The sequence below is a fragment of the Pseudomonas sp. Y24-6 genome (genome assembly GCF_020295325.1).
Taxonomy (GTDB): Bacteria; Pseudomonadota; Gammaproteobacteria; order Pseudomonadales; family Pseudomonadaceae; genus Aquipseudomonas; species Aquipseudomonas gregormendelii.
The window spans coordinates 1-26,886 of record NZ_JACBXG010000023.1 but is presented as its reverse complement, the minus strand read 5'-3'; the positions used below and the strand labels follow the sequence as shown (position 1 = coordinate 26,886).

The window sequence follows — 26,886 nt, the reverse complement described above, 5'->3', positions numbered from 1 at the left end:
TAAACAGGCATGCCAGCGTCGCTGGCATCGCCAGCAAGCCGGCTCCTGCAAATGTTTTCAGTACGCCGAGAGATCCGCCAGCGGATGGCGCCCTTCCCAAACCTTCTGGAAATGCGCATCGACTACCGCCTCCGGCACATGATTGATATCAGGCCAGTGCCAATGCGGCTTCTGGTCCTTGTCGATCAATCGCGCCCGCACCCCCTCACTGAATTCCGGATGACGGCAGCAGTTCAGGCTCAGGGTGTATTCCATCTGGAATACCTCCGCCAGCGACATGTGCCGTGCGCGGGCAATCTGCTCCCACACCAGGTGCGCAGTCAGTGGTGAGCCTTCGCTCATGGTCTTGGCGGCCCGGCTGAGCAGCGGGTCGCTGTGGTCGCTCTGTTGGCTGATGGCTTTCCAGGCACAGCGCACGTCACTGACATCCAGCAGCTCATCGATCTGCTGTCGGCGCGGTAACCATTGCGCCTCGGGCATCTGCGCCAGGGCTTGCTGTTGCAAGGCCTAGAGCAGGCTGTTGAGCTGCATGGCGGTCTGTTCCTGCCAGTTGATCTGCAACAGGCCTTCCAGTAACGCTTCCTGTTGCTCATCGAGCAGGAAGCGGTCAGCCAGGTCGAGGTCGATCGCATCGCGAGCATTCATGTGCGCGCCTGTCAGCCCGAGAAACAGGCCGAGCTTGCCCGGCAGGCGCGACAGGAACCAGCTGGCGCCAACGTCCGGATACAGGCCGATGCTGATTTCCGGCATTGCCAGGCGGCTGCTCGGCGTAACAATGCGCAGGCTTGCGCCTTGCAACAGGCCCATGCCACCACCGAGCACGTAACCATGGCCCCAGCAGATCAGTGGCTTGGGATAAGTATGCAGGTTGAAATCGAGGCGATATTCCGCCGCGAAAAAATGCGCGGCCAGGGGCGGTACTTCGCCTGGGTGTTCACGACAGGCTTGCACCAGGCTGCGCACCTCGCCACCGGCACAGAACGCCTTCGCACCGTTGCCGCGCAACAGTACGCAGACGATTTGCGGTTCCTTGGCCCAGGCGTCCAGTTGATCACTCAGTGCGCTGATCATTGGCAGGGACAGGGCATTCAGGGATTTCTCGGCATCCAGGGTGGCCACGCCGATGCGTGCGCCGTCGGTGCCGGTGAGTTCTTCGAAGTGCAGATTCATCGTGACCTCGATCAGGAATTTGAGCGTTCAGTATGATCGCTGTGCAGGAAAGTGCCGGATCTGCGTCAGATCAATTGACAAGTGTGAGCGGCCTTCTTAGGGTTCCCCCCATTGTTTTTGCCGGGTGTAACCATGACTGCTGACGACCGTATCAAACTCGAACCGAGCTGGAAGGAGGCACTGCGTGCTGAGTTCGACCAGCCTTACATGGCAGAGTTGCGCAATTTCCTGCAGCAGGAGCGGGCGGCGGGCAAGGAAATCTATCCGCCTGGCCCGATGATTTTCAATGCGCTCAATTCGACGCCCCTGGATAAAGTCAAAGTCGTGATCCTCGGGCAGGATCCATACCACGGCCCGGGTCAGGCCCATGGCCTGTGTTTCTCGGTGCAACCAGGCGTGCCCGCGCCGCCATCGCTGGTCAACATCTACAAAGAGCTCAAGCGCGACCTGAATATTGATATCCCCAACCACGGCTACTTGCAGAGCTGGGCCGATCAAGGCGTGCTGATGCTCAACACCACCATGACGGTTGAGCGCGCCAACGCCAATGCGCACAAGGACAAGGGCTGGCAGTTTTTCACCGACCGGATCATTGAACTGGTCAGTCTCCACCAGCCGCACCTGGTGTTCATGCTCTGGGGCGCCCATGCCCAGAGCAAGCAGAAGCTTATTGATGCCACCAAGCACCTGGTGCTGACGTCGGTGCACCCGTCGCCTTTGTCGGCCTATCGCGGGTTTCTCGGTTGCGGGCACTTCAGCCGCACCAACAAGTTTCTGGAGCAGAACGGCGAAGCGCCCATCGAGTGGCGGTTGCCGCCGGTCTAATCCGGAGTGCGATTCCAGTACTTGAACAATGGCTCTGCCAGAAACAGCACAAACAACAACCGCATCACCTGCATCGCCGTCACCAGTGGCACCGACAGCTGCAGGGTCTCGGCAGTCAGGCTCATCTCGGCGATCCCGCCGGGCATCATCCCGAGGGTCAGCGAACGCAAGTCCAGATGGGTCACGGCACTTAACCCCAGTGCTGCCAGTGTCGCGATCAGCATGGTCAGCACAGTGGCTATCAAGGTGCGGCCCATGAACGAAGGTGCCCGGCGGAAAAACTGCCGGTTGAAGTGGCAGCCCAATCCGCTGCCGATCAGCCATTGGCCGATCTGACTGCCACCATCGGGCAAACCGATGTGCAGGTCCCAGCCGATGCTCACTGCCGTAGTGACCAGCAATGGGCCGAACAGCCATGGGTTGGGTTGGCGCAGAAACTCCCAGACCCAGGCGGCCAAGGCGCCTGCCGGAAAGAGCAGGGCCAGCCACCACCAGCTGACAGCCGCCGGATGGAAAACCGGTGCGCCGTCACCCAGCAGGTACTTGAACGCCGCGGGCACACACAGCACCACCACCAGCACGCGTAGACTCTGCCCTGCAGCGACACGGCTCAACACTGCGCCATTGCGCGCACCGAGGTTGACCATTTCGCCGGAGCCGCCGGGCATGCTGGAAAAGAACGCGGTGGCGCGATCTTCGCCCGTCCGGCGCATCAGCCAGACGCCGACCACGGCGGACAGACTGGTGACCAGTGCGCCAAAAAAAATCAGGCCGAAGTGGCTCAGCACCTGCTCCATCACCACCGGGGTGAAGTGCAGGCCGATACCGATGCCGATGATCCACTGGCCGCATTTACGCCCGCCAGGGATCTCTGCCAACTGCCACGGCGTCAGGCAGCGCACCAGGATGATCGCCAGCAGCGAGCCGACCATCCACGGCAGCGGCCAGCCCACCAGACTGGCGAGGTAACCGCCCAGCGCGCCGACCAGCGGCGTACCCCACCAGGCGTTGAAGGGTGCTCGATCAGACATCGGCGACTGCGCGACGAGCGACCGAACGTTTGCGCCAGATCCGCAGCAACGGCATCAACAGCATCAGCGCCGTCAGTATCCACACCCCGAAGGTGATCGGGCTGGACCAGAGGATTTCCAGCGCTCCGTTGGAGATCGACAGGGCGCGACGCAGGTTCTGCTCCATCAAACCGCCGAGGATGAACCCCAGCAGTACCGGTGACAGCGGGAAGTCCAGCTTGCGCAGGATGTAGCCGAAGATACCGATGCCGATCATCAGGAACAGGTCGAAGGTGGTGGCGTGCACCGCGTAGACGCCGATCCCGGTGATGATGGCGATCACCGGCACCAGTGCCCAGTTCGGCACGGCAAGGATGCGGGTGAATATGCGGATCATCGGGATGTTGAGGATCACCAGCATGATGTTGGCGACGAACAGTGACGCGATCAGCCCCCAGACGATGTCTGGCTGTTGCTGGAACAGCAGCGGACCTGGGGTGATGTTGTACAGCGACAGGGCGCCGATCATCACGGCCGTGGTGCCTGATCCGGGAACACCCAGGGTCAGCATCGGCACCAGCGCGCCGCAGGCCGAAGCACCGATGGCCGTTTCCGGTGCCGCCAGGCCGCGCATGTCGCCCTGGCCGAAGGTACCTTTGGCCCCGGCGATGCGTTTTTCGGTCATGTAGGCCACGGCGCTGGCGAGGGTGGCGCCGGCGCCCGGCAGCACGCCCATGATGAAGCCAAGCAGGCCGCAACGGATGTTCACCACGAACACCGCCGACGCTTCCTTGAAGTTGAACATCATGCGCCCGGTGGCTTTTACCGCTTCCTGGCCGCGGTGGGTTTTTTCCAACAGCAGCAGGATCTCGCTGATGGAGAACAGGCCCAGCACCAGCACCACGAACTGAATGCCATCGGTCAGGTGGATGTTATCCCCGGTGAACCGGTACACACCGCTGTTGGCATCGATGCCGACGGTCGACAGGAACAGGCCGATCAGTGCCGCAATAAACGTCTTCAACGGTCGGTCGCCAGCCATGCCGCCAAGGCAGACAATCGCGAACACCATCAGGACGAAGTATTCCGCCGGGCCGAAGGCAATCGCCCATTTCGCCAGCAGCGGCGCGAACAGCACCATGCCGCAGGTGGCGATGAACGCGCCGATGAACGAACTCCATGCCGATAGCGACAGTGCCACGCCGGCCATGCCCTTGCGCGCCATCGGGTAACCGTCGAGGGTGGTCATCACGGTGGAGGCTTCCCCCGGAATGTTCAGCAGGATCGAGCTGATCCGGCCGCCGTATTCGCAACCCAGATATACCGCCGCGAGCAGGATCAGCGCCGACTCTGGTGGCAGGCCGAGGGCGAACGCGATCGGGATCAGCAAGGCCACGCCGTTGATCGGACCCAGGCCCGGCAACAGGCCGACCACGGTGCCTATCAGCGTGCCACACAGCGCAGTCACCAGGTTGTATGGGCTCAGCGCGACGCCGAACCCCTGGCCCAAATAGCCAAAAGTATCCATGTCAGTTCTCCAGAACGTCGAGCAGGCCCAGGGGCAACGGCACGTCCATCAACTTGTCGAACAGCAGGTAGAGACCAACGCTCATCAGCGTCGTCACCACGATGCTCGGCCACCAGCGACCGCCGTACAGGCGAGCCATCGGAATACCGATCAGGATGCTGCTGAGGATGAAGCCCAGCGGTTCGAACAGGCCGGCGAAGATCAGCAGCAGCACGATGCAGATGCCGATCTTGTTCAGGGTTTCGCGATCGAGCTTGGGGTCATCGTCGCTGTGCACGATCGGCGTCGGACGGAACAGCATGTACAGCAGGCCCAGGCCCATCAGCCCGAGCATCAGCAGGGGAAAGGCCCGTGGGCCGACCGGCTCGTAGGAAAAAGCGGCCTGGTATGGCCACGCCATCAGTGCCAGGCCGACGCAGGCCAGCAACAGCACCGAAGCGAAAATGCGTTGTAAGAGCATGGAAAACTCCTGGGCCACGACCCGGGGCAAGGGTCGCAGCCGCTAGACAGGGACGATCACTGGATCAGGCCGAACTCTTTGGCCAGCACTTTGTAGTCCGCAACCTGCTTCTTCACGTAGGTGTCCAGCTCGGGGCCGGTCATGGCGAAGGGGAAGAGTTCTCGCTGATCACGCAGCTTGGCGAACTCATCGGACGCCAGCAGTTTGTCGAAGGAGTCTTTCCACCAGGCGTAGTCCTCGTCACTGACCTTCGGCCCGAGGTAGAACCCGCGAACCACTGGCCAGACGATGTCGTAGCCTTGCTCCTTGGCGGTCGGAATGTCTTTCATTTCCGGCTCGTCCAGGCGCTTCTCGGAGAACACCGCCAACAGGCGCATGTCGCCGCTCTGGATGTGCGGCATGGAGTCGGAGATGTCGGTGCTGCCGACCTGGATATGCCCGCCCAGCAATGCCGTGGCGATTTCACCGCCACCTTCGAGTGCCACGTAACGCAGGTCGCGCGGGTTGATCCCGGCGGCCTTGGCAATCAGCGCGGTCTGCATCCAGTCCTGGCTGCCCACGGTGCCGCCGGAGCCGATCACTACCTTGCTCGGGTCTTTTTTCAGCGCCTGGACCAGATCGTCGAGGGTCTTGTAGGGCGAATCGCTTTTCACTGCGATCGCGCCATAGCTGGTACCGACCGCCGCCAGCCAGCGCACCGCGTTCTCGTCGAAACGACCAAACTTGCCCTGGGCCAGGTTCAGCAGGGAACCACTTGACCACGCCACCAGCGTGCCGGCATCAGCCGGGCGCTGGGCAACCACCGCGTTGTACGCCACGGCGCCGACTCCGCCGGGCATGTAGGTCACGCGCATCGGTTTGCTCAGCAGTTTCTGGTTCACCAGGGCGCTCTGTACCAGCTTGCACGTCAGGTCAAAACCGCCGCCGGGCGAGGCGGGGGCGATGCATTCCGGGCGCTTGGGCTCGGCCATGAGTTGGCCAGCGAAGAGCATGCAGCTGGCGGCGAGGGCGAAACGGCGCAGTGATCGATTCATGGTGTCTCCAGGGGAGTTATTGTTTTTGGAATGATTCAGGCGAAGCAATTTCGCACCATGCCAATGGCGTCGATAAGCGTTGGGGAGCGGAAGATGGGCGAGACAGGTCAGCCTGGCGGCGTGTGGACGGCATGGTGCAGTACCTCGTTTATTGTTCTTATTGGCGAAAACGCTTCAAGGCGTTTTTCGGGAGCTACATTTCAAAGCAAGGGGTGATGGCTTGCAGTCGAAACCGTCCGTCGGCCGACTGTAACGGGCCAACCTTTCGCCAACCTTTCAGCGTGCTTTCACGGTTTTGCTGCTTCACAGCGCCGGATCGGGCTGTAAACTTCGCGCCAAAGAATGGCGTCGACCATCCCTGAATGAGGTAAAGATCCATGCGTGTTCTGCTCGTCGAAGACCATTTGCAGCTGGCCGAAAGTGTCGCCCAGGCGCTGAAAAGCACGGGGCTGACCGTGGACGTGCTACACGATGGCGTGGCGGCGGACCTGGCACTGAGCAGCGAGGATTACGCCATGGCGATCCTCGACGTCGGGTTGCCACGCATGGATGGCTTCGAGGTGCTGGCGCGGCTGCGCTCCCGGGGCAAGAACCTGCCGGTGCTGATGTTGACGGCCCGCAGCGACGTCAAGGATCGGGTGCACGGCCTCAACCTGGGCGCTGATGATTATCTGGCCAAGCCCTTTGAGCTGACCGAGCTCGAGGCACGGGTCAAGGCCCTGCTGCGCCGCAGCGTGCTGGGTGGCGAGCGCCAGCAGACTTGCGGTGTGCTGTCCTACGACCTGGACACCCGACGCTTCACCCTTGCAGAGGAGTTGCTCACCCTGACCTCTCGCGAACAAGCGGTGCTCGAGGCGCTGATCGCCCGACCGGGGCGGGTGATGAGCAAGGAACAACTAGCCTCCCAGGTGTTCGGCCTGGACGAGGAAGCCAGCCCCGACGCGATCGAAATCTACGTGCACCGCCTGCGCAAGAAACTCGACGGCCAGTCGGTCGCCATCGTGACGTTCCGCGGCCTCGGGTACTTGCTGGAAAGCCGCGATGCATAAGCCCAGCAGCCTGCGCTGGCGGTTGTTGTGGAACCTGGCGCTGTTGCTGGTGGTATTGATGCTGGCCAGTGGATTAAGCGCTTACTGGAATGGTCGCGAGGCCGCCGATACGGCCTACGACCGCACCTTGCTGGCCTCGGCGCGAACCATCGCGGCGGGGGTCTCCCAGGTCGACGGCACCCTCAGCGCCGACGTGCCCTATGTGGCGCTCGATACCTTCGCCTACGACAGCGCCGGGCGAATCTTCTACCTGGTCAACGACATCAACCAGAAACTGATCTCCGGCTACGAAAACCTCCCTCCACCGCCCCCGGGTACCCCGCGCACCGACGATTACCCGGCGCTTGCGCGGTTCTACAACGCCAAGTATCAGGGCCAGAATGTTCGCGTGGTCAGCCTGCTCAAGCCGGTCAGCGAGCCGAACATGAACGGCATGGCGGAGATTCGGGTCGCGGAAACCGATGAAGCCAGGGTCGACATGGCCCGCAGCCTCGCGGCGGACACCCTGCTGCGCCTGGGCATGCTGGCGATCGGAGCGCTGTTGATGGTGTGGTTTGCCGTCAGCGCTGCGCTGCGGCCCCTGGAACGCTTGCGCACTGCCGTGGAAGAGCGTCAGCCGGACGATTTGCGGCCACTGCCATTGGTGGAGGTTCAGCACGAATTATGGCCGCTGGTGCGCGCGCTCAACCATTTCACCGAGCGCCTGCGGGGGCAGTTCGAGCGCCAGGCGCAATTTATCGCCGATGCCGCGCACGAGTTGCGCACTCCGCTGGCGGCGCTCAAGGCTCGTCTGGAACTGGGCTTGCGGGCAACCGAACCGCAAACCTGGCGCAGCACCCTGGAAACCGCAGCCCAGGGCACCGACCGCCTGACCCATCTGGCGAACCAGTTGCTGTCACTGGCCAGGGTGGAGAACGGCGCCCGGGCGATCGCCGAGGGCGGTGCGCAGTTGCTCGATCTCAGCCAACTGGCCCGTGAACTGGGCATGGCCATGGCACCTCTGGCCCATGCTCGCGGGGTGGCGCTGGCCCTGGAAGCAGACGAACCGGTGTGGTTGCGCGGCGAACCCACGCTGTTGAACGAGCTGCTGAGTAATCTGGTGGACAACGCGCTGGCCCACACGCCATCGGGCGGCAATGTGATTCTGCGGGTCACTGCGCCGGCGGTGCTGGAGGTCGAGGACGATGGACCTGGGATTCCCCTTGAAGAGCGTGAGCGGGTATTCGAGCGGTTTTACCGACGCAATCAGCAGGTCGCCGGGTCGGGACTGGGCCTGGCGATTGTCGGTGAGATCTGCCGTGCGCACCTGGCACAAATCAGTCTGCACGATGGCGAGCACGCGGGCTTGAAGGTTCGGGTGAGTTTTGTCGCGGGGTAAAGGTTGCGCAGTGGCCCCGGGTTTACTGAGCACAAGGCTCAGTAAAACATCGACCGCGACTCTTCCAGATCCCTGCACAGCGTTTCGTTCTGCGGGTCAATTCCCATCTTCCTGAACGCGGGCACTTCAAGGGCGTCGACTCGCGACAGCGGGTGATTGCTGTTCTTGTGGCAGTACAAGCTGGCGACCTGCACCAGGTCGACATAGTCCAGGCGTTCGGAATCGCGCTGCAGATCCAGATACAGCCGGGGAATCTGCACCAGTTTCTCGGGAAAATCCCAGACCCTAAGCAACTTTTCGCCGATCAGCGGATGGATCTGGTCGATGACGTGATTGAGGCTCACCGCGTCGGCCAGCAACTCATTGTGATCTTCGGCATACGTCAGGATAGGCAGCACGCCGATCTGGTGCACCAGCCCGCCAAGGGCGGCCTGGTCCGGCTTGAGTTGGGTGTAGCGACGGCACAGTGCATAGCTGACGCCGGCGATTTCCAGGCTCTTGTGCCAGACTTCGCGCATTTTCTGCTCGACCACCTCGGAACGGGCGTTGAAGATCTGCTCCATGACCAGGCCAATCGCCAGGTTGCTGCTGTAGTTGACGCCCAGGCGGGTGATCGCCGTGTGCAGGTCAGTGACCTCCTGGGTGGCGCGCAGCAACGGGCTGTTGACTACCTTGATCAGGCGCGCCGACAACGCCGTATCGCGGCCAATCACCTTGCCGAGGGCACTGACACTGATTTCCGGGTCTTCGGCAGCCTTGCGAATCTGCAAGGCCACTTCGGGCAACGTAGGCAGAACCAGGTCATCGTTGTCGATGGCCGCAACCAAATCCTGTTGGACCTTTTCCGCCAGCTTGCTCATTTCGTCTATCCAGGAGGGTATTGCGACAGGTGCTGCCTTCAGCGCTGGATTTCGCGGTCGCGATCCAGCTCATAAGGCAGGTCAAGCAAGGTCAGGGCAGGCCCTTCGAGGCTGCCCAGGTGAACATCACCACCTTCCGCTGCTTCGGCCTGCAATACTGCCAGTAGTTCAATGTTTTGGCCTGCCTGTGCCGCGATCACCACTTCGCCAATGGCGCTGGCATGGCTGGGGGCAAACAGCGGCGCGCCGGGCTCCGGCAATGCATCGCCAGTCAGTTGCAGGCGATACAGGCGGCGCTTCAGCTTGCCCAGGTACTGCATGCGCGCGACGATTTCCTGGCCGGTGTAGCAACCTTTCTTGAAACTCACCCCACCGATGGCTTGCAGGTTCAGCATCTGCGGGATGAACAGCTCGCGGGTGCCCGCCATGACCTGGCCAATCCCTGCGCGAATCTGGCCCAGCAGCCATTGATTGAGTTCGCCTTCAGCCAGTGTGGCAGCCAGCTGTTGCTTCACGGCAGCGGCCTGATCGGCAGCCACCCACAGTTCGGCGCGGTCAGGCGAAACCCTGATGGCGACGAGACCGCCTTGGCGCGCGACACTGTCGGTGACTGCCGGCAGGTCGAGACCCAGGGCGTTCAGTGCAGCGTCGCCATGCTCCAGGCCAAAGCGGACCCAGGCGGCGCTTTCGTCGGTCAATTTTGATTTGGAAAACACGGCGTATTTTTTAAGGTCCGCCAACTGCGGCTCCAGCAGTTCGCTCGCCATGGCCATGAGCACGCCGTCACCTTCCAGCAGGATGCGGAAACTCGATTGCATCCGGCCTTTTTGCGTGCAACGCGCGCCCAGGCTGGCCTGGGTATCACTCAGGTAGTTGAGGTTGCAGGTCAGTTGGCCTTGCAGGAATTTACTGGCGTCCGCGCCTCGGACCGCGAGTACGCCTTCGTGAGACAGGGTGCAGAAAAAAGCAGAATCGGCCATGGGTCATCGCAGGGTAAAGAGTCTGGAGGACATCATAAGGGTGTGCCCTCGAAATGGGTAGTTTACAAAAGCCTGGTCGCGCCCGACCAAAGCCGAGTGTCCCGCCGGGCACGGGGCTGTATACTTGCGGCCTATTTGAGGAGCGCTCCATGGTCGAAAATGTTGAACTCAATCGCCTCTACTGGCACAGCCGCCGCGGCATGCTTGAACTTGACGTGTTGCTGGTGCCCTTCGTCAAAGAGGTTTATCCGCATCTGAACCAGGTCGACCGCGACTGCTACGTCCGGTTGCTCGAGTGTGAAGACCAGGACATGTTCGGCTGGTTCATGGAACGCGCTGAATCGGAAGACCCGGAGCTGCAGCGCATGGTCCGGATGATCCTGGATCGTGTCCAGCCCAAGTAAGCTGTTTGAATGCCGCTGGCACGCCTCACGGCAGTTGCTGGCGGCCTATCTGCTGGCGCAACTGCTCGCGCTGGTTTCGTTGTTCCTGCTCTCCATTCCACTCTGGGCCACTGCGCTTGGGGTGCTGCTGTGCCTGGCCCACGGTACGTGGGTCTTGCCGAGGCAGATTCTGTTGAGTCATCCCCAGGCCTTTCGCGGGCTGCGTCGGGATGCCGATGGCTGGCAGTTGTGGAATGAGGCCAGGGGCTGGCAGCCAGTGCAGTTGCGCCCCGACAGCCTGGCGCTGCCACTGATCGTGGTGTTGCGCTTTCGCCTGCGAGGCGGGCGAAGGGTCCGATCAGTGTGCGTACCCCGGGATTCGCAGGCGGTAGATGTGCACCGCCGCCTGCGGGTGCGGTTGAGGTTCAGTCGGCGTAGGTGGGCGGCACCAGAATAGTGTCCAGCGCCACCGGCAACAGGTTCGGGTAATCGAGCGTGTAGTGCAGGCCGCGGCTTTCCTTGCGTTCCATGGCCGAGCGGATCATCAGCTCGGCCACCTGGGCCAGGTTGCGCAACTCGATCAGGTCCCGGCTGACTTTATAGTTGCTGTAGAACTCGTCGATTTCATCAAGCAGCAAACGTACCCGATGCTGGGCGCGCTGCAGACGCTTGTTGGTGCGCACGATGCCGACGTAGTCCCACATGAAACGGCGCAGTTCATCCCAGTTGTGCGCAATGATCACGTCCTCGTCCGAATCGGTGACCTGGCTGGCATCCCAGACCGGCAGGTCGATCGGGATCGACACTGCAGGTAGCTGTTCGAGAATGTCCGCCGCCGCTGACCGTGCGTATACAAAGCATTCCAGCAGCGAGTTGCTGGCCATGCGGTTGGCGCCGTGCAGCCCGGTGAAGCTGGTTTCGCCGATGGCATACAGGCCCGGAACATCGGTGCGACCGTGCTGGTCGACCATCACCCCGCCGCACGTGTAGTGCGCAGCCGGTACCACGGGGATCGGCTGTTTGGTGATGTCGATGGAGAATTCGAGGCAGCGTTCGTAGACCGTCGGGAAGTGGCTCTTGATGAACGCTTCCGGCTTGTGGCTGATGTCCAGGTAGACGCAGTCCACCCCCAGGCGCTTCATTTCATGGTCGATGGCCCGTGCCACGATGTCCCGGGGCGCGAGTTCGGCACGCGGGTCGAAACGCTGCATGAAACGTTCGCCGTTGGGCAGTTTCAGGTGCGCACCTTCGCCGCGCAGGGCTTCGGTCACCAGAAAGCTCTTGGCTTGCGGGTGATACAGGCAAGTCGGATGGAACTGGTTGAACTCCAGGTTGGCCACCCGGCAGCCCGAGCGCCACGCCATGGCGATCCCGTCACCGCAGGCGCCATCGGGATTGCTGGTGTAGAGGTAGACTTTGGCGGCACCGCCAGACGCGAGGATCACAAACCGCGCACCGTAGGTGTCGACTTCCCCGGTGCCGCGGTTGAGCACGTAGGCACCCAGGCAGCGATCGCCGGCCAGGCCCAGGCGTTTTTCGGTGATCAGGTCGACCGCCACCCGCTGTTCCAGCAGTTCAATGTTCGGTCTTTGCCGGGCCTGGGCGAGCAGGGTGCGGAAGATTGCAGCGCCGGTTGCATCGGCGGCGTGGATGATGCGCCGATGGCTGTGACCGCCTTCGCGGGTCAAATGGAATTCAAATCCGCCATCTTCAGTGCCGGACTGCTCGTCACGGGTAAAGGGCACGCCCTGGTCGATCAGCCATTGAATGGCTTCCCTGCTGTGCTCGACGGTGAAACGCACGGCATCTTCATGGCACAACCCGCCGCCGGCGTTGAGGGTGTCATCAACGTGGGATTCGACAGTATCGGTATCGTCCAGCACTGCAGCGACCCCGCCCTGGGCCCAGAATGTCGAGCCGTTGGCGAGGTCGCCCTTGCTCAAGACGGCGATGCGCAAATCACCAGGCAAGGTCAGCGCCAGGCTCAAGCCTGCAGCGCCACTGCCTATTACCAGAACATCGTGTTGAAACTGTTGGCTCATTTCAGAATTCCGCACAAAGCGACCCGAGTCGGGGTTGGCGCAAGACTCCGCAACGGCAAGTCAAGGCAGCCACACAGCCCACTAGTATATAGAGGGGGGGAGCGGCACAATAGCCGAGGCGGCATGGCATTGTGAAACTACGATGACAGGAAAAGTCGGACGCTTCGTCGGATGGTTTTTTCACCGGTTCGGCGACAGCATGACTGTATCGTGGATTTAACAGTCGTTTTCTGCTCGAATTCGCCCATTGCTGCTGGTGCAAGGCTATAAATAATTGGAACTTTTGCCAAAGTGCCAAGATCAATAGACCGTTGCCCGAATCAAGGGACAGTGTCGGCTTCAGTGCAGGATCTGTGTTCAGAGGCCTGCCACGTGAATCCGGCGACAAGATTATTCGCGCAGCCGGGTTGACCCGCGCTGCGCTTTTCGTGCGTGCCAAATCAGAGCCCGCAGGAAACTTGCTTGGAGGGGGAGAACTTTTGCGAAAAGCCCGAGTCTATGTTTGCAAGTCTGGTCGTTTAGTTATGCAAGCCTCCTTCGAGCTTATCGAGGAGTGTTCATGCTAACCCAGGAAGAGGATCAGCAGCTGGTCGAGCGCGTTCAGCGTGGCGACAAGCGAGCTTTCGATCTGCTGGTGCTGAAGTATCAGCACAAAATTCTCGGGTTGATCGTGCGTTTCGTGCACGACACCCATGAAGCCCAGGATGTGGCACAGGAAGCCTTTATCAAGGCGTACCGTGCACTTGGTAATTTTCGCGGAGACAGCGCGTTTTACACGTGGCTTTACCGCATCGCCATTAACACGGCGAAGAACTATCTGGTTTCACGCGGCCGCCGGCCGCCGGATAGCGATGTCAGTTCCGAAGATGCAGAGTTCTACGATGGCGATCATGGCCTGAAGGATCTCGAGTCCCCAGAACGCGCATTGCTGCGGGATGAGATCGAAGGCACCGTCCATCGGACCATCCAGCAACTGCCAGAAGATTTGCGTACGGCCTTAACTTTACGTGAATTCGATGGTCTGAGTTACGAGGACATTGCAGCAGTCATGCAGTGTCCGGTGGGTACCGTGCGCTCCCGGATTTTTCGCGCTCGGGAAGCCATCGATAAAGCCCTGCAGCCGTTGTTGCAGGAAAACTAAAGACAGCGGCGACAGCCAAGAGAGGAACGCCATGAGTCGTGAAGCCCTGCAGGAATCGCTGTCCGCAGTGATGGATAACGAAGCGGACGAACTGGAATTGCGTCGGGTGTTGAATGCCTTCGACGATGTTGAAACCCGTGAAACCTGGGCTCGTTATCAAATCGCTCGGGCAGTCATGCACAAGGATCTGCTGCTTCCACGCCTGGATATTGCGGCGGCCGTCTCGGCAGCCTTGGCTGACGAAACCGTACCGGCAAAAGCCACCCGTGGTCCATGGCGTAGCCTGGGTCGCCTGGCAGTAGCTGCCTCCGTGACCGTGGCCGTGCTGGCCGGTGTTCGCCTGTACAACCAGGACGAGATTGCCGGTGTCGAATTGGCACAGCAGTCCAACCAGCCTGGCTTGGCCGTTCCTCAGGTCAAAGGCCCAGCGGTATTGGCAGGCTATAGTGAAAGTTCCGAAGCGACTGGCCCTATGGCCAATGGCGTTCTGCAAGGTCAGCCAGGCTGGCACGACCAGCGTCTGCCGACCTACCTGCGCCAACACGCTCAGGAAGCTGCGTTAAAAGGTACTGAAAGCGCACTGCCATACGCTCGTGCAGCAAGCCTGGAAAACCGTTAAGGAGGATCATGCGCGCCATACCTCTACTTTCGCTTCTGCTCAGTGGCTGGTTCGTTGTTCCAGCCCACGCGGATGAAGCCCAGGACTGGTTGACCCGGCTGGGCCATGCCGAGCAGACGCAAAGCTTTAACGGTACTTTTGTCTACGAGCGTAATGGTAGCTTTTCTACCCACAACATCTGGCATCGTGTCCAGGATGGCAAGATCCGTGAGCGTCTACTGCAGCTCGACGGCTCGGCTCAGGAAGTCGTACGTGTCGATGGGCGTACTCAATGCGTCAGCGGCACCCTGATTGCAGGGCTTGGGGAATCCTCCAAGTCTGCTGCTCGTGCACTTGATCCACAAAAGCTCAAGAACTGGTATGAAATTGCCGTGATCGGCAAATCGCGTGTGGCCGGGCGTCCAGCAGTGATTGTTGCGCTGACGCCGCGGGATCAGCATCGCTACGGTTTCGAGCTGCATCTTGATAAGGAAACCGGCCTGCCACTCAAATCATTGTTGTTGAATGATAAGGGGCAGTTGCTTGAACGCTTCCAGTTCACCCAGCTCAATATTTCCGACGTACCTTCCGAAAGTGATTTGCAAGCGGGCGCCGACTGCAAGATGATTGTCGCCGATGGCGACAAGGCTTCTGCTGCAAACGTTGCGCAAGCCTGGCGCTCGGATTGGTTGCCGCCTGGGTTTGAATTGGTCAGCAGCTCCGCACACAAGGATCTCCAGACGAAGACTCAGGTCAGCAGCCTGATGTATGGCGACGGCCTGGCTCGATTCTCGGTATTCCTTGAACCCCTGAACGGCGCAGCGGTGACTGACACCCGCACGCAGTTGGGACCCACCGTTGCGGTTTCGCGGCGCTTGACCACGCCTCAAGGCGAGATCATGGTAACGGTCGTCGGTGAGATTCCGATTGGCACCGCTGAGAGAATCGCGCTGTCCATGCGCACCGATGCCACTGCAGCCAAGTAGTGAGTCGATATCGAAATGTTTGGTGAGCATTTCAGTTTGCAAAACAATCCAGAATTTTTTATAGGTCACAGCCTCTCGGCTCTGGCCTTGTTTGTTGTTCCCGGAACAAAAATACCGGCGTATCTTTCCCGGTGTTCCTTGCTCCATATCGCTTAATCATGCTCGTTGTAACGGGAGCCGTATGTCGATACCACGCTTGAAGTCTTACCTTTCCATTGTCGCCACTGTGCTGGTGCTCGGGCAGGCCGTCGCCGTACAGGCGGTAGAGTTGCCTGACTTTACCCAACTGGTCGAGCAAGCCTCGCCCGCTGTGGTCAACATCAGTACCACGCAAAAATTGCCGGACCGTAAAGTATCTGCCGAGGACATGCCCGACCTCGAAGGCTTGCCGCCCATGCTGCGCGAGTTTTTCGAACGCGGCATGCCGCAGCCACGCTCGCCGCGCTCGCCAAGGGGCGATCGCCAGCAGGCGCAATCCCTGGGCTCGGGGTTCATCATCTCGTCTGACGGCTACATCCTCACCAATAACCACGTGATCGCCGATGCCGATGAGATTCTCGTGCGTCTTGCCGATCGTAGCGAATTGAAAGCCAAGCTGGTCGGCACCGATCCACGTTCCGACGTGGCCCTGCTGAAAATCGAAGGCAAGGACCTGCCGGTTCTGAAACTGGGCAAGTCCCAGGACCTGAAGGCGGGCCAGTGGGTGGTTGCCATCGGTTCGCCGTTCGGCTTTGACCACACCGTGACCCAAGGCATCGTCAGCGCCATTGGTCGCAGCCTGCCGAACGAAAACTATGTGCCATTCATCCAGACCGACGTGCCGATCAACCCGGGTAACTCCGGTGGTCCGCTGTTCAACCTGAACGGTGAAGTGGTGGGGATCAATTCGCAGATCTACACCCGCTCCGGTGGCTTCATGGGCGTTTCGTTCGCCATCCCGATCGATGTGGCCATGGATGTGTCCAACCAGCTGAAAAGCGGTGGCAAGGTCAGCCGCGGCTGGCTGGGCGTCGTTATTCAGGAAGTGAACAAGGATCTGGCCGAGTCGTTTGGCCTGGAGAAGCCGGCCGGAGCCCTGGTTGCGCAGATCCAGGATGACGGCCCTGCTGCCAAGGGTGACCTGCGGGTCGGCGACGTGATCCTCACCATGAACGGCCAGCCGATCGTCATGTCTGCGGACCTGCCGCACCTGGTGGGCGCGCTGAAGGCCGGTTCCAAGGCCAACCTCGAAGTGATCCGTGACGGCAAACGCCAGAATGTGGAACTGATCGTTGGCGCGATCCCGGAAGAAGGCAAAGAGCTGGAAACCCTGGCTAAATCCGGCGTCGAGCGCAGCAGCAATCGCCTGGGTGTCTCGGTGGCCGAGCTGACCGCCGAGCAGAAGAAAACCTACGACCTCAAGGGTGGCGTGATCATCAAGGAAGTCCAGGACGGTCCTGCTTCGCTGATCGGCTTGCAGCCCAATGATGTGATCACTCACCTGAACAACCAGGCGATCGGTTCCACCAAGGAGTTCACAGAGATCGCCAAGGCGCTGCCGAAAAACCGTTCCGTGTCGATGCGAGTCCTGCGTCAGGGGCGTGCCAGCTTCATCACCTTCAAGCTGGCGGAATAACACCGGTTGTTGGCTGAATGAAAAACCGCCTCGAGAGAGGCGGTTTTTTTATGTGCGCAGATTGATGCTCGGGCCGCTTAGCCCATCATGTCCTTGACCATCCGTTCCTGTTCCATCAGCTCACGCTGACGCGCATCGATGCGCGACGACAGCGGGAAGTTGCTGCCTGCCTTGCGCTTGGCGAAATCCAGTTGCTGGATGGCCTGGCGATAGTCGCCCACCAGTGCAAAGTACTCGGCACGCGCCTGGTGCAGGCCGATGATGTTGCCCGACAGGCCGCGGGTTTCTGCCACCTGGTACCACACGTCCGGATCATCAGGGCGGGACTTGAGCAGGCCTTCCAGCGCCTTCTCGGCGTCGGCTGCGCGGTTCTGTTTGAGCAGCAGGTCAACGCGCACCTGGTTCAGCGGGTAGTTGCCGGGGTACTGGGTAAGCATCCGGTCAACACGCGTCTGGGCATCCGCCAGGCGATTGTTGGTGATGTCCAGGTCCACTTGCGCCAGGTTGTAGATGATCTCGTTGGGCGACTTGGCCAGCAGCAGCTTGAGGTTCTCCCGCGCTTCGTTCAGCTGGCCGCCCTTGATCTGGGCGATCGCCAGGCCATAACGGGCTACGTCGCTTTTCGGATTCTCTTCCAGCTGAGCCCGAAAACGCTTGGCGCCCAGGCCCGGGGTTTCTTCGTAAACCAGTTGCACGCGGGCACGAATCAGCTGGTAGCGCAGCGTATCTTCTATGCCGCCGGCTTTGGCCTGCTCGGCGCGGTTACGGGTATCGGCGATGCGCGATTCGGTGACCGGGTGAGTCAGGAGGAATTCCGGGGGCTTGGCGTCGAAGCGATACTGGCGCCCCAGGCGCTCGAACATGCTGGGCATCGAGCGCGGGTCGTAACCGGCTTTTTCCAGATTGAGAATGCCGATGCGGTCGGCTTCCTGTTCGTTCTGGCGAGAAAACCGGCGCTGTTCCTGGATCGCCGCCGCCTGGCTGCCAGCAATTGCGGCGATCCCGGCATCGCCGGCACCGGCTGCAGCGATCACGATCCCGGCCAGCAGCGCGGCCATCATGGGCACCTGCATGCGCTGTTGCGCTTCAACGCCACGGGCGAAATGGCGCTGCGACAAGTGAGCCAATTCGTGCGCGAGGACCGAGGCGTACTCGCCTTCGGTCTGGGCATTGAGGAACAGGCCACCGTTGACCCCGACAATCCCGCCGGGCGCCGCAAAGGCGTTGAGCTGCGGGCTGTTGATCAGGATGAACTCCAGGCGCCGGTCATTCACCTGGCTGGTTTCCACCAGGCGATAAACGCTGGATTCGACGTAATCCTTGAGCTGCGGGTCGTTGAGTTGCGAGACCTGGCTGCGCAACAGGGCGAGCCAGGCGCGGCCCAGCTGGTATTCCTGTTGCGGCGAGACGATGGCAGAACTGGCGTCGCCGAGTGACGGCAGGTCGTCGGCGAAGCCCGGTGAGGCGAGCAGGCAAGCGAGCGTCAGCAGGGTAGGGCGCAGAAAGGTCATGCACAAAGCCTTAGTCGACAAAGACCTTACTGTAGCCGGACACTTGCCTTCGGACCAGATATTCTAAGCCGTTCAACCGCCTGACCCGGAGTGATGCAATGACTGAAGCTGTAGCCCATGATGCCGAGCTGGACGCCAGCGGCCTGAATTGTCCGTTGCCGCTGCTCAAGGCCAAGCTCGAACTTAATCGCCTGGCCAGCGGCGCAGTACTCAAGGTCATCGCCACGGATGCGGGTTCGCAGCGCGACTTTCGCACCTTTGCCCGATTGGCCGGTCATACGCTGCTTCGCGAAGAAGATGAAGCAGGCGTGTACCGCTACTGGTTGAAAAAAGCCTGAATGGCGTTGGGTTCGTTTCCTAAGGATTTTTGATGTTCAAGGTGTTACGCGACTGGATTCAGCGTTATTTCTCCGACGAAGAAGCCGTGGTGCTGGCGGTGCTGCTGTTCCTGGCATTTACCGCAGTCCTGACCCTGGGCGGGATGCTCGCGCCTGTGCTTGCAGGCATGGTGCTGGCTTATTTGATGCAGGGCCTGGTGGTGACGCTCGAACGGCTGCGCGTACCCGGTGGCGCTGCGGTGGGCCTGGTGTTCGCGCTGTTCATGGGTGTGTTACTGGTGTTTATCATCGTCGTGGTGCCGTTGCTCTGGCACCAGCTGATCACCCTGTTCAACGAGCTGCCCGGCATGCTCGCCAAATGGCAGTCGTTGCTGTTGCTGCTGCCGGAACGTTATCCGCATCTGGTATCGGACGAGCAGGTGTTACGGGCAATTGAAGTGGCACGGGGCGAGATCGGCAATTTCGGCCAGTGGGCGCTGACGTTCTCGCTGTCGAGCCTGCCGCTGCTGGTGAACATCATGATCTACCTGGTCCTGGTGCCGATCCTGGTGTTCTTTTTCCTCAAGGACCGGGAAATGATCGGCGAATGGGTCCGCGGCTATCTTCCTCGTGAGCGGGCGCTGATCACCCGCGTGGCCCATGAAATGAACCGGCAGATTGCCAATTACATCCGCGGCAAGGTCATCGAGATTTTCATTTGCGGCGGCGCGACCTACATCGGCTTCGTGGTGCTGGGCCTCAACTACGCTGCGCTACTGGCGTTGCTGGTCGGCATCTCGGTGGTTGTGCCCTACGTCGGCGCCGTGGTGGTGACGGTGCCGGTCTTGCTGATTGCGCTGTTCCAGTGGGGCTGGAGCGATCAGTTCATCTACCTGATGGCAGTCTACGGCATCATCCAGGTGCTGGACGGCAACGTGCTGGTGCCGCTGCTGTTCTCGGAAGCGGTGAACCTGCATCCGGTAGCGATCATCTGCGCAGTGTTGTTGTTTGGCGGGTTGTGGGGCTTCTGGGGGGTATTCTTTGCAATCCCCCTGGCGACGCTGTTCAAGGCCGTGCTGGATGCGTGGCCGCGCAAGGAGCCGGTGGTGGCGCCGCTGCTTTAGGCTGTAAAAGATCGCAGCCTTCGGCAGCTCTTGCAGGATCTCGCAAATGTCTCTGTAGGAGCTGCCGAAGGCTGCGATCTTTAAAGGGTCACGCTTTATTCAAGGCCTGCGCCGCCGCCAACACCGCATCCACATGCCCCGGCACCTTGACCCCACGCCACTCCTGGCGCAGCACACCGTCCTTATCAATCAGGAAAGTGCTGCGATCTACCCCCATGTACTCCTTGCCATACAGCTTCTTCAGCTTGATCACATCAAACAGCTGGCACAGCGCTTCTTCCTTGTCGCTGATCAGCTCGAAGTTGAAAGCCTGCTTGGCCTTGAAGTTCTCATGGGACTTGAGGCTGTCGCGGGACACACCGAACACTTCGGTGTTAGCCGCCTTGAACGCCTCGAGCTGATCACGGAAGCCCTGGCCCTGGGTCGTGCAGCCTGGCGTGCTGTCCTTGGGGTAGAAGTAGATCACCACCTGCTTGCCCTTGAGACTGGCGAGGTTGACGGTTTGCCCGCTGGTGGCGGGTGCTTCGAAGTCGGCAACCGGTTGGTCGATGGCAACGGCCATGAAAAGCTTCCTTACATTGGGTTCTGTGGGCGCCACGGTTCGATCAGTGCGTCCAGGTTCAGCGCATCGGCAAAATCCAGGAACTGATCGCGCAACCAGCTGATCTGCACGCCGGCAGGCAGGGTCACGGTAAATGTGGCGTTGAGCATGGTGCCGCCGGTCTGAGGCGCCTGATAGGTGTCGCAGGTCAGGTTTTCCAGCTCGACGTTATGGTCCATGAAGAACTGGCACAGCTCGTTGATGATGTCCGAGCGATAGGCGGAGCTGACGTAGGCGACGTAAGGCAGGGCCTGAGGACGATTCTCCAGGGCGGCGCTGCGCACTACGTTGACGGTGAAGGCGTGCTTCTTGGCAAGGCCGGAGAGGCTGCCTTCGAGGCGAGCCAGGGCGTCCCAGCTGCCGGAGATCTCGAGGACCAACGCACTGCACTCGCCATGACGGGTCAGGCGGGAGGTGACCACGGCGCAGCGATTTTCATGGCTGGCGCGGCACAGGACGTTAGTCAGCTCCATAGGGTTGGCGCCGAGGGCACTGATGACAAGGAATTGTTCGCGAACTGTGGGGGTGGACATGCAGCATTCCTAAAGCGATGAGCGGTCGATACCTCAACGGGCTTTTTTTACCGTGCACGAGCCTGCGGATGCGAATTCAGAAAACCCGATGGCAGGTTGCAACGTGCTCTATTGAGGCAAGAGCGAAGGGTGGCAACGCTGGATCGGGGCTTATGATGCCGAAAATGGAGGCTGGAACCCGGCGTACGAGCTTATCAGTACCGATCAAAGTCTGAAGGGTAGCGAAAAGCGGCGCCAAGGGGAATGGCGGCAGCGCAGTACTTCGCTTGTACAAGCATCTTGGCGCCAGTACCATTACCGCTCTCTTTTTCCGGCAGGAGCGGTTGCATGATTGCGGGCAGTATGGTGGCACTGGTCACACCCATGGATGCACAGGGTCGTCTCGACTGGGACAGCCTGAGCAAACTGGTGGACTTTCACCTGCAAAACGGCACCCACGCCATCGTGGCGGTCGGCACTACAGGTGAATCGGCCACCCTTGACGTGAACGAGCACATCGAAGTGATTCGTTTCGTGGTGAAGCAGGTTGCGGGGCGCATTCCGGTGATCGCCGGTACGGGCGCCAACTCGACGCGCGAAGCCATCGAGCTGACCACCAACGCGAAGACTGCGGGTGCCGATGCCTGCCTGCTGGTGACGCCGTATTACAACAAGCCGACCCAGGAAGGCCTGTACCAGCACTTCAAGGCCATCGCCGAAGCTGTCGACATCCCGCAGATCCTCTACAACGTGCCTGGCCGCACCGCGTGCGACATGCAGGCCGACACGGTGATTCGCCTGTCGACCGTGAAGAACATCATCGGCATCAAGGAGGCCACCGGCGACCTGTCTCGTGCCAAGGCCATCCTCGATGGCGTGAGCGAAGACTTCCTGGTGATCTCGGGTGATGATCCGACTGCCGTCGAACTGATCCTGATGGGCGGCAAGGGCAACATTTCGGTGACCGCCAACGTGGCCCCGCGCGCCATGGCCGACCTGTGCAATGCCGCTCTGAAAGGCGACGCCGTCACGGCCCGCGCCATTCACGAAAAGCTGATGCCACTCAATAAAACCCTGTTCATCGAATCCAACCCTATTCCCGTGAAATGGGCGCTGCATGAAATGGGCTTGATGCCGGACGGTATCCGTCTGCCGCTCACCTGGCTCAGCACTGCCTGTCACGAACCGCTGCGGCAGGCCATGCGCCAGTCCGGCGTCCTGGTTTAATTGAGGAAGTACTACGCATGAAGCGATTGGCCGGACTTTCCGCACTAGCCGTGATCATCTCCAGCACCAGTGGCTGTGGATGGGTCTGGGGCCCGGAAGGTTATTTCCGTGACCGTGGTAGCGATTACCTGGAAGCGCAACAGACTGCACCGATGCAACTGCCACCGGATGTCACCACCGCCAAGCGCCTGGACCCGTTGCTGCCGATCCCGCGCAACGTGGCCGATGACTCCGTCAAGGGCGAGTACGTCGTGCCTCGTCCGCAACCGCTGACCGCGGCGGCTGACGCCAGTGCCTACTCGTTGCAGAAGAGTGGTGATACCCGCTGGATCGTCGCGCAGAACCCACCGGCAGAAGCCTGGCCAGTGGCCGTGCAATTCTTCCAGGACAACGGCTTCCGCCTGGACGAACAGCGCCCGCAAACCGGCGAATTCACCACCACCTGGCAGCATTCCGACGAACTGTCCGCCGCCATGGCCAAGCGCCTGAGCGCGGCCGGTGTCGGCAGCGACAGCGAAACCCGCGTGCGGGTGCGCATCGAGCCGGGCGTGCAGCGCAATACCAGTGAAATCTACGTGGTCAGCGCCGAACGTCCTGCGGGCAGCACTGCCGATGTCGAGTTCACCAACCGTTCGGTCAACACCGGCCTGGACGCGGCACTGGTCGACGACATGCTCGCGAGCATGAGCCGTATTTCCGAGAAGGGCGGTTCGGTCTCCATGCTGGCTTCGCGTGATTTCGATACGCCAAGCCGCGTCAGCCTGAGCGAAGACGGCAGCGGCAACCCGGTCCTGAACATCGGCAACGACCTGGACCGCGCCTGGTCGAGTGTCGGTCGTGCGCTGGAACAGGGCGAATGGCGAGTGGAAGACATCAACCGCAGCCTGGGCCTGTACTACATCAACCTGGCTGAAAAGGCCGAGAAGAAAGACGACAAGCCTGGTTTCTTCAGCAGCCTGTTCGGCAGCGCGCCGAACAAGGAAGAAGTTGAAGCCCGCGCCGAGCGTTATCAGGTTCGCCTGAGCAAGGTGGGTGAAAACGTCCAGGTCACCGTCGAGAAGAACATCAACACCGTGGCGCCAGCTGATGTGGCGCGCAAAGTGTTGAGCGTGATTCAGGACAACCTGGGCTGATCTCATGCGTTTTGCCGTTCTCGGCAGCGGTAGCCAAGGGAACGGCACGCTGATAGCCAGCGCTGATACGTATGTGCTGGTGGATTGTGGTTTCTCCCTGCGGGAAACCGAAAAACGCCTGTTGCGCCTGGGTGTGAACCCGGCGCAGCTGAGCGCGATACTCGTGACCCATGAACATGCCGACCACGTGCATGGCGTGGGTTTGCTGTCTCGGCGCTACAATCTGCCGGTCTACCTCAGTCGCGGTACCCTGCGCGGGATGCGCAAACCCATTGAACCTGCTGGCCTGCTGGCCGGCGGCGAGCAACTGCAGATCGGCGCACTGAGCATCGGCGTCATTGCCGTGGCCCATGATGCACAGGAACCGACGCAGTACGTGTTCAGCGATGGTGAGCGGCGCTTCGGCCTGCTGACCGACCTGGGGTCGTACTGCAACAGGGTGCTGGATGGCTACAAGGACCTCGATGCGTTGATGATCGAGTCCAACCATTGCCGTGACATGCTGGCTCGCGGTCACTACCCGTACTTTCTCAAGCAGCGGGTGGGCGGCGAACTGGGACATTTGAATAACCACCAGGCGGCATTCCTGGTGTCCGAGTTGGGCTGGCAAGGCCTGCAACACCTGGTCCTGGCCCATCTGAGCAGCAAGAACAACCTGCCGCAGCTGGCCCGGCAATGTTTTGTCGACACCCTCGGGTGCGACCCGGACTGGCTGCAACTGGCCGATCAAGATTCAGGGCTCGACTGGCGACACATCGCCTAGCCCACCTACTTAGCAAGCGGAGCCCATCATGGAAAAACGTGAAGAACTCTACCGCGGCAAAGCCAAATCGGTTTTCAAGACCGACGACGCTGACCGCTTGATCCTGCTGTTTCGCAACGACACTTCGGCGTTCGACGGCAAGCGCATCGAACAGCTCGACCGCAAGGGCATGGTGAACAACAAGTTCAACGCCTTCATCATGCAAAAACTCGAAGCCGCCGGCGTGCCGACCCAGTTCGACAAGCTGCTGGGCGACAACGAGTGCCTGGTGAAGAAGCTCGACATGATCCCGGTCGAGTGCGTCGTGCGTAACTACGCCGCCGGCAGCCTGGTCAAGCGCCTGGGCGTCGAAGAGGGCATGAAGCTCAACCCGTACACCTTCGAACTGTTCCTGAAGGACGACGCCAAGGGCGACCCGTTCATCAACGAATCCCACGTGGTGGCTTTCGGTTGGGGCACTGCCGAGCAACTGGTTCGCATGAAAGAACTGTCGCTCAAGGTCAACGAAGTCCTGAGCAAACTGTTCGACGACGCCGGCCTGCTGCTGGTCGACTTCAAACTGGAATTCGGCGTATTCAGCGACGGCTCCATCGTCCTGGGCGACGAGTTCAGCCCGGACGGCTGCCGCCTGTGGGACAAGGCCACCGGCAAGAAAATGGACAAGGACCGCTTCCGCCAGGGCCTCGGTGACGTCATCGAAGCCTACGAAGAAGTCGCCAACCGTCTGGGCGTACCGCTTTAATCGACGCAAGCATCTGATACCACAGAAATATTTCGCTTAGGGGCTTCGCATCCGGCGAAAGTGTTGTTATGATGCGCGCCGTTGGAGAGATGCCAGAGTGGCCGAATGGGACGGATTCGAAATCCGTTGTACCTTCACCGGTACCTAGGGTTCGAATCCCTATCTCTCCGCCATTACATAGAAAAAGCCCCGTAGCTGAGAAGTTACGGGGCTTTTTCGTTTCTGCAGGTTCCTCTCGGGCGTTAGTAGGCGCGCCTACTAACGAGGGTTAACAATCGGTATTCACCGGCGGCCACCTCCGCAACACCTTGTGTACATCATCTACTACTGCCTTGCTCATCGCGGTCAGGTAGTGCGCTGCCCAGGCGTTTCTATCTGCGTCCTTGTCGTCAGCAGCGTTAGCAGTCAACAGCTTGGCCAGACCCAAAAGATCAGAGGCTTGCGCCAGAGCATTCCCGATAGGCACGCCAGGGTTCACGCGAAACAGCGGCTGGTTGGCGCAATAGTGGAACGGGGTGAGGCCAATGGTCGTCAGTTCGGGTTTGTCGCTCATCTGCCACCCCCTTCAATGAAGCAGGTGAGATCGAGCCTTGGCGCTTGATCAGATTCGGAACTAGGTTGAGGGGAACGACCTCGTTTGTTCGGATTTACAGTTTCCATGTCTAGCTCCACGACTTGGGGAGCGCAACTCGTCGGGTTACCAAGCCCGATCGCTGGATTTCCAGCGACCTCATGAGGGTATACCGACGCAACTCACGCCATCAAGGCGCTAGCCTGCTCAAACACACAGCAAAGCAGATTCGTACGCAACTCTCGGAATTTGCCTACAACTACGCCGAGAGTCATCCCGATATTCTTAGCTCAGTACGCTCAGAGTGGTCTTCTCAAGACCTACGCCCACCACTCTGGAGTGGGTCCGGGTCGAATCCTTGCTGGTCGCAGCTGGCGCCAGGATCGTTGAGGGCAGCGGGTCGCGGGTACGTTTTGAGCTCAACGGTGTGGTCGCGACTTTTCATCGCCCGCACCCAGGCAACGAAGCAAGGCCCTACCCGGTGCAGGACGTTGGGGCTTTTCTTGAACAAGCAGGACTTAACCCGTGAACATTATGAATTATCAGGGCTACGCTGCCCGGATCGAATACAGCGATGAAGACGGCCTTTTGTAGGTCACATTGCTGGCATCAGGGATGTCGTTGGGTTTCACGGCGAATCGGTCGGCGAGCTTCGCTCAGCATTTGAAGAGGCAGTCACAGACTATCTGGAAACGTGCGCCAAGCTCGGCCGCGCACCGCAGAAACCCTATTCGGGAAACCTGAGTTTGCGTCTTGCTCCAGCGCTGCACGCGACAGTTGCTGTAAAAGCACAGCTTGCTAAAAAGAGTATCAATCAGTGGGTAGCTGATGTTCTTGATCGTGAAGCACGTGTCTGACGGGTCTTCTTCCCAGTGGTGAGCCGCAACGCTAGCTCCATCTCGCAATCGGGGTGGCGCAACTCGCTGATACATGCGAATTGCTGAAAGAGCGGACTTCCGAATCATTGGGGCTTGCGCAAAGAGATCACGTAGTAGTTCTCCAGCACATTTCCCTTCCCCAATAACGCATCGACACAACTAGGCTTGACGGAAACGCCGATAGTGTCGATTCGATAGAACTCCTGAATACAACTCGCAAATTCTTTATCGCCAGGCCGGTGCTGGATAAACAGCCTAGGGGCCAAACTATGCCCCGTGATAGAGAGCGCAATTGGGACCTTTTTACGTAATTCAATTGACGCAGTAGTAGCGAAAATACTTTGTAGTGGGGATGAGGCGTGGTGCGCAACTTCTTGCGCACTACTGCGCAAGAAGTTGCGCACTTTTCCGAAAAGTTGCGCAAGAAGTTGCGCACTAAAAAATGAGC

27 protein-coding genes, 1 tRNA gene and 3 pseudogenes are annotated in these 26,886 nt (G+C 60.3%); 18 read left to right on the top strand and 13 right to left on the bottom strand.

Annotated elements, in window-relative coordinates; translation table 11 throughout:
* Positions 1–57 precede the first annotated feature (57 nt).
* Positions 58–1,170 (bottom strand): annotated as a pseudogene (locus tag HYI44_RS28145) (enoyl-CoA hydratase/isomerase family protein).
* Positions 1,171–1,302: 132 nt separating this feature from the next.
* Between HYI44_RS28145 and ung the strand changes: the two are divergent.
* On the top strand, positions 1,303–1,995 hold the full coding sequence (gene ung, locus HYI44_RS28140) for a uracil-DNA glycosylase (protein WP_045058786.1): 693 nt from the start codon (positions 1,303–1,305) through the stop codon (positions 1,993–1,995).
* Here ung and HYI44_RS28135 read toward each other — a convergent pair.
* Genes HYI44_RS28135 through HYI44_RS28120 form a run of 4 tightly spaced genes read right to left on the bottom strand, consistent with a single transcriptional unit; the run spans position 1,992 to position 6,027 of the window.
* A complete protein-coding gene (locus HYI44_RS28135; protein WP_225571092.1) occupies positions 1,992–3,026 on the bottom strand; it encodes an AbrB family transcriptional regulator in 1,035 nt (344 codons plus the stop codon). The genes ung and HYI44_RS28135 overlap by 4 nt on opposite strands.
* Positions 3,019–4,533, bottom strand: a complete 1,515-nt coding sequence (locus tag HYI44_RS28130; protein ID WP_122837809.1) for a tripartite tricarboxylate transporter permease — start codon at positions 4,531–4,533, stop codon at positions 3,019–3,021. The genes HYI44_RS28135 and HYI44_RS28130 overlap by 8 nt, the downstream gene beginning before the upstream one ends.
* 1 nt (position 4,534) lies before the next feature.
* Positions 4,535–4,993, bottom strand: coding sequence for a tripartite tricarboxylate transporter TctB family protein (locus tag HYI44_RS28125; RefSeq protein ID WP_122837810.1), 459 nt, complete (start codon positions 4,991–4,993; stop codon positions 4,535–4,537).
* 56 nt (positions 4,994–5,049) lie between these two features.
* On the bottom strand, positions 5,050–6,027 hold the full coding sequence (locus HYI44_RS28120) for a Bug family tripartite tricarboxylate transporter substrate binding protein (protein WP_122837811.1): 978 nt from the start codon (positions 6,025–6,027) through the stop codon (positions 5,050–5,052).
* 377 nt (positions 6,028–6,404) lie between these two features.
* On the opposite strand from HYI44_RS28120, the gene HYI44_RS28115 reads away from it, so the two are divergent.
* Together HYI44_RS28115 and HYI44_RS28110 are read left to right on the top strand one after the other, a co-directional pair.
* A complete protein-coding gene (locus HYI44_RS28115; protein ID WP_045058781.1) occupies positions 6,405–7,076 on the top strand; it encodes a response regulator in 672 nt (223 codons plus the stop codon).
* The gene (locus HYI44_RS28110; protein WP_205891853.1) at positions 7,069–8,454 is read left to right on the top strand and encodes a sensor histidine kinase; all 1,386 of its coding nucleotides are present in this window, start codon (positions 7,069–7,071) and stop codon (positions 8,452–8,454) included. The genes HYI44_RS28115 and HYI44_RS28110 overlap by 8 nt, the downstream gene beginning before the upstream one ends.
* Positions 8,455–8,492: 38 nt before the next feature.
* Here HYI44_RS28110 and HYI44_RS28105 read toward each other — a convergent pair whose 3' ends face one another.
* Together HYI44_RS28105 and HYI44_RS28100 are read right to left on the bottom strand one after the other, a co-directional pair.
* The gene (locus tag HYI44_RS28105) at positions 8,493–9,314 is read right to left on the bottom strand and encodes an HDOD domain-containing protein (RefSeq protein WP_122837814.1); all 822 of its coding nucleotides are present in this window, start codon (positions 9,312–9,314) and stop codon (positions 8,493–8,495) included.
* Between the two features lie 38 nt (positions 9,315–9,352).
* Positions 9,353–10,294, bottom strand: coding sequence for a YgfZ/GcvT domain-containing protein (locus HYI44_RS28100; protein ID WP_225571091.1), 942 nt, complete (start codon positions 10,292–10,294; stop codon positions 9,353–9,355).
* 149 nt (positions 10,295–10,443) lie between these two features.
* Between HYI44_RS28100 and HYI44_RS28095 the strand changes: the two genes are divergently transcribed.
* Both HYI44_RS28095 and HYI44_RS28090 read left to right on the top strand, forming a co-directional pair.
* Positions 10,444–10,698, top strand: coding sequence for a succinate dehydrogenase assembly factor 2 (locus tag HYI44_RS28095; protein WP_045058777.1), 255 nt, complete (start codon positions 10,444–10,446; stop codon positions 10,696–10,698).
* The gene (locus tag HYI44_RS28090) at positions 10,682–11,134 is read left to right on the top strand and encodes a protein YgfX (protein ID WP_122837816.1); all 453 of its coding nucleotides are present in this window, start codon (positions 10,682–10,684) and stop codon (positions 11,132–11,134) included. Before HYI44_RS28095 ends, HYI44_RS28090 begins: the two co-directional genes overlap by 17 nt.
* Here HYI44_RS28090 and nadB read toward each other — a convergent pair.
* Complete coding sequence (gene nadB / locus HYI44_RS28085) at positions 11,103–12,719, bottom strand: L-aspartate oxidase (protein WP_122837817.1); 1,617 nt, start codon at positions 12,717–12,719, stop codon at positions 11,103–11,105. The genes HYI44_RS28090 and nadB overlap by 32 nt on opposite strands.
* Before the next feature lie 559 nt (positions 12,720–13,278).
* Here nadB and rpoE point away from each other — a divergent pair.
* The 4 genes from rpoE to HYI44_RS28065 all read left to right on the top strand — a co-directional run bounded on the left by rpoE (position 13,279) and on the right by HYI44_RS28065 (position 17,059).
* Positions 13,279–13,860 carry an RNA polymerase sigma factor RpoE gene (rpoE, locus tag HYI44_RS28080; protein ID WP_007944079.1) on the top strand — a complete coding sequence of 194 codons (582 nt, stop codon included), beginning with the start codon at positions 13,279–13,281 and terminating at the stop codon, positions 13,858–13,860.
* 31 nt (positions 13,861–13,891) lie between these two features.
* The gene (locus HYI44_RS28075) at positions 13,892–14,479 is read left to right on the top strand and encodes a sigma-E factor negative regulatory protein (RefSeq protein WP_122837818.1); all 588 of its coding nucleotides are present in this window, start codon (positions 13,892–13,894) and stop codon (positions 14,477–14,479) included.
* 8 nt (positions 14,480–14,487) lie between these two features.
* Positions 14,488–15,444, top strand: a complete 957-nt coding sequence (locus HYI44_RS28070; protein WP_225571090.1) for a MucB/RseB C-terminal domain-containing protein — start codon at positions 14,488–14,490, stop codon at positions 15,442–15,444.
* A gap of 181 nt (positions 15,445–15,625) precedes the next feature.
* Positions 15,626–17,059, top strand: coding sequence for a DegQ family serine endoprotease (locus HYI44_RS28065; RefSeq protein WP_122837820.1), 1,434 nt, complete (start codon positions 15,626–15,628; stop codon positions 17,057–17,059).
* Positions 17,060–17,136: 77 nt separating this feature from the next.
* On the opposite strand, the gene HYI44_RS28060 is transcribed toward HYI44_RS28065, so the two are convergent.
* Positions 17,137–18,570 (bottom strand): M48 family metalloprotease, encoded by a 1,434-nt coding sequence (locus tag HYI44_RS28060; protein ID WP_225571089.1) that lies wholly within the window; start codon positions 18,568–18,570, stop codon positions 17,137–17,139.
* Positions 18,571–18,668: 98 nt separating this feature from the next.
* On the opposite strand from HYI44_RS28060, the gene HYI44_RS28055 reads away from it, so the two are divergent.
* Together HYI44_RS28055 and HYI44_RS28050 are read left to right on the top strand one after the other, a co-directional pair.
* A complete protein-coding gene (locus HYI44_RS28055; protein WP_122837822.1) occupies positions 18,669–18,908 on the top strand; it encodes a sulfurtransferase TusA family protein in 240 nt (79 codons plus the stop codon).
* A gap of 32 nt (positions 18,909–18,940) precedes the next feature.
* Complete coding sequence (locus tag HYI44_RS28050) at positions 18,941–20,011, top strand: AI-2E family transporter (RefSeq protein ID WP_225571088.1); 1,071 nt, start codon at positions 18,941–18,943, stop codon at positions 20,009–20,011.
* Positions 20,012–20,099: 88 nt separating this feature from the next.
* On the opposite strand, the gene HYI44_RS28045 is transcribed toward HYI44_RS28050, so the two are convergent.
* Positions 20,100–20,573 (bottom strand): peroxiredoxin, encoded by a 474-nt coding sequence (locus HYI44_RS28045; protein WP_045058769.1) that lies wholly within the window; start codon positions 20,571–20,573, stop codon positions 20,100–20,102.
* Between the two features lie 11 nt (positions 20,574–20,584).
* Positions 20,585–21,145, bottom strand: coding sequence for a glycine cleavage system protein R (locus HYI44_RS28040; protein ID WP_045058768.1), 561 nt, complete (start codon positions 21,143–21,145; stop codon positions 20,585–20,587).
* 327 nt (positions 21,146–21,472) lie between these two features.
* On the opposite strand from HYI44_RS28040, the gene dapA reads away from it, so the two are divergent.
* The 5 genes from dapA (at position 21,473) to HYI44_RS28015 (ending at position 25,162) form a co-directional block, all read left to right on the top strand.
* Entirely contained in the window at positions 21,473–22,351 is an 879-nt protein-coding gene (dapA, locus tag HYI44_RS28035) for a 4-hydroxy-tetrahydrodipicolinate synthase (protein WP_045058767.1), read from the top strand.
* A gap of 17 nt (positions 22,352–22,368) precedes the next feature.
* The gene (bamC, locus tag HYI44_RS28030; protein ID WP_045058766.1) at positions 22,369–23,484 is read left to right on the top strand and encodes an outer membrane protein assembly factor BamC; all 1,116 of its coding nucleotides are present in this window, start codon (positions 22,369–22,371) and stop codon (positions 23,482–23,484) included.
* A 4-nt stretch (positions 23,485–23,488) separates the two neighbouring features.
* Positions 23,489–24,247: an MBL fold metallo-hydrolase gene (locus tag HYI44_RS28025; protein WP_045058765.1), complete on the top strand. Its 759-nt coding sequence runs from the start codon at positions 23,489–23,491 to the stop codon at positions 24,245–24,247.
* Between the two features lie 28 nt (positions 24,248–24,275).
* Complete coding sequence (gene purC, locus HYI44_RS28020) at positions 24,276–24,989, top strand: phosphoribosylaminoimidazolesuccinocarboxamide synthase (protein ID WP_008034929.1); 714 nt, start codon at positions 24,276–24,278, stop codon at positions 24,987–24,989.
* A gap of 83 nt (positions 24,990–25,072) precedes the next feature.
* A tRNA-Ser gene (locus HYI44_RS28015) sits at positions 25,073–25,162 on the top strand.
* Between the two features lie 95 nt (positions 25,163–25,257).
* Here the strand turns inward: HYI44_RS28015 and HYI44_RS28010 are convergent.
* Positions 25,258–25,542 (bottom strand): DUF3077 domain-containing protein, encoded by a 285-nt coding sequence (locus tag HYI44_RS28010; protein ID WP_225571087.1) that lies wholly within the window; start codon positions 25,540–25,542, stop codon positions 25,258–25,260.
* A 322-nt stretch (positions 25,543–25,864) separates the two neighbouring features.
* Between HYI44_RS28010 and HYI44_RS28005 the strand changes: the two genes are divergently transcribed.
* Together HYI44_RS28005 and HYI44_RS28000 are read left to right on the top strand one after the other, a co-directional pair.
* Complete coding sequence (locus HYI44_RS28005; protein ID WP_225571086.1) at positions 25,865–26,089, top strand: type II toxin-antitoxin system HicA family toxin; 225 nt, start codon at positions 25,865–25,867, stop codon at positions 26,087–26,089.
* A pseudogene (locus tag HYI44_RS28000) lies at positions 26,086–26,417 on the top strand (type II toxin-antitoxin system HicB family antitoxin). The gene HYI44_RS28005 and the pseudogene HYI44_RS28000 overlap by 4 nt, the downstream one beginning before the upstream one ends.
* 104 nt (positions 26,418–26,521) lie before the next feature.
* Here the strand turns inward: HYI44_RS28000 and HYI44_RS27995 are convergent.
* Positions 26,522–26,886 (bottom strand): annotated as a pseudogene (locus tag HYI44_RS27995) (hypothetical protein); the annotation flags it as partial.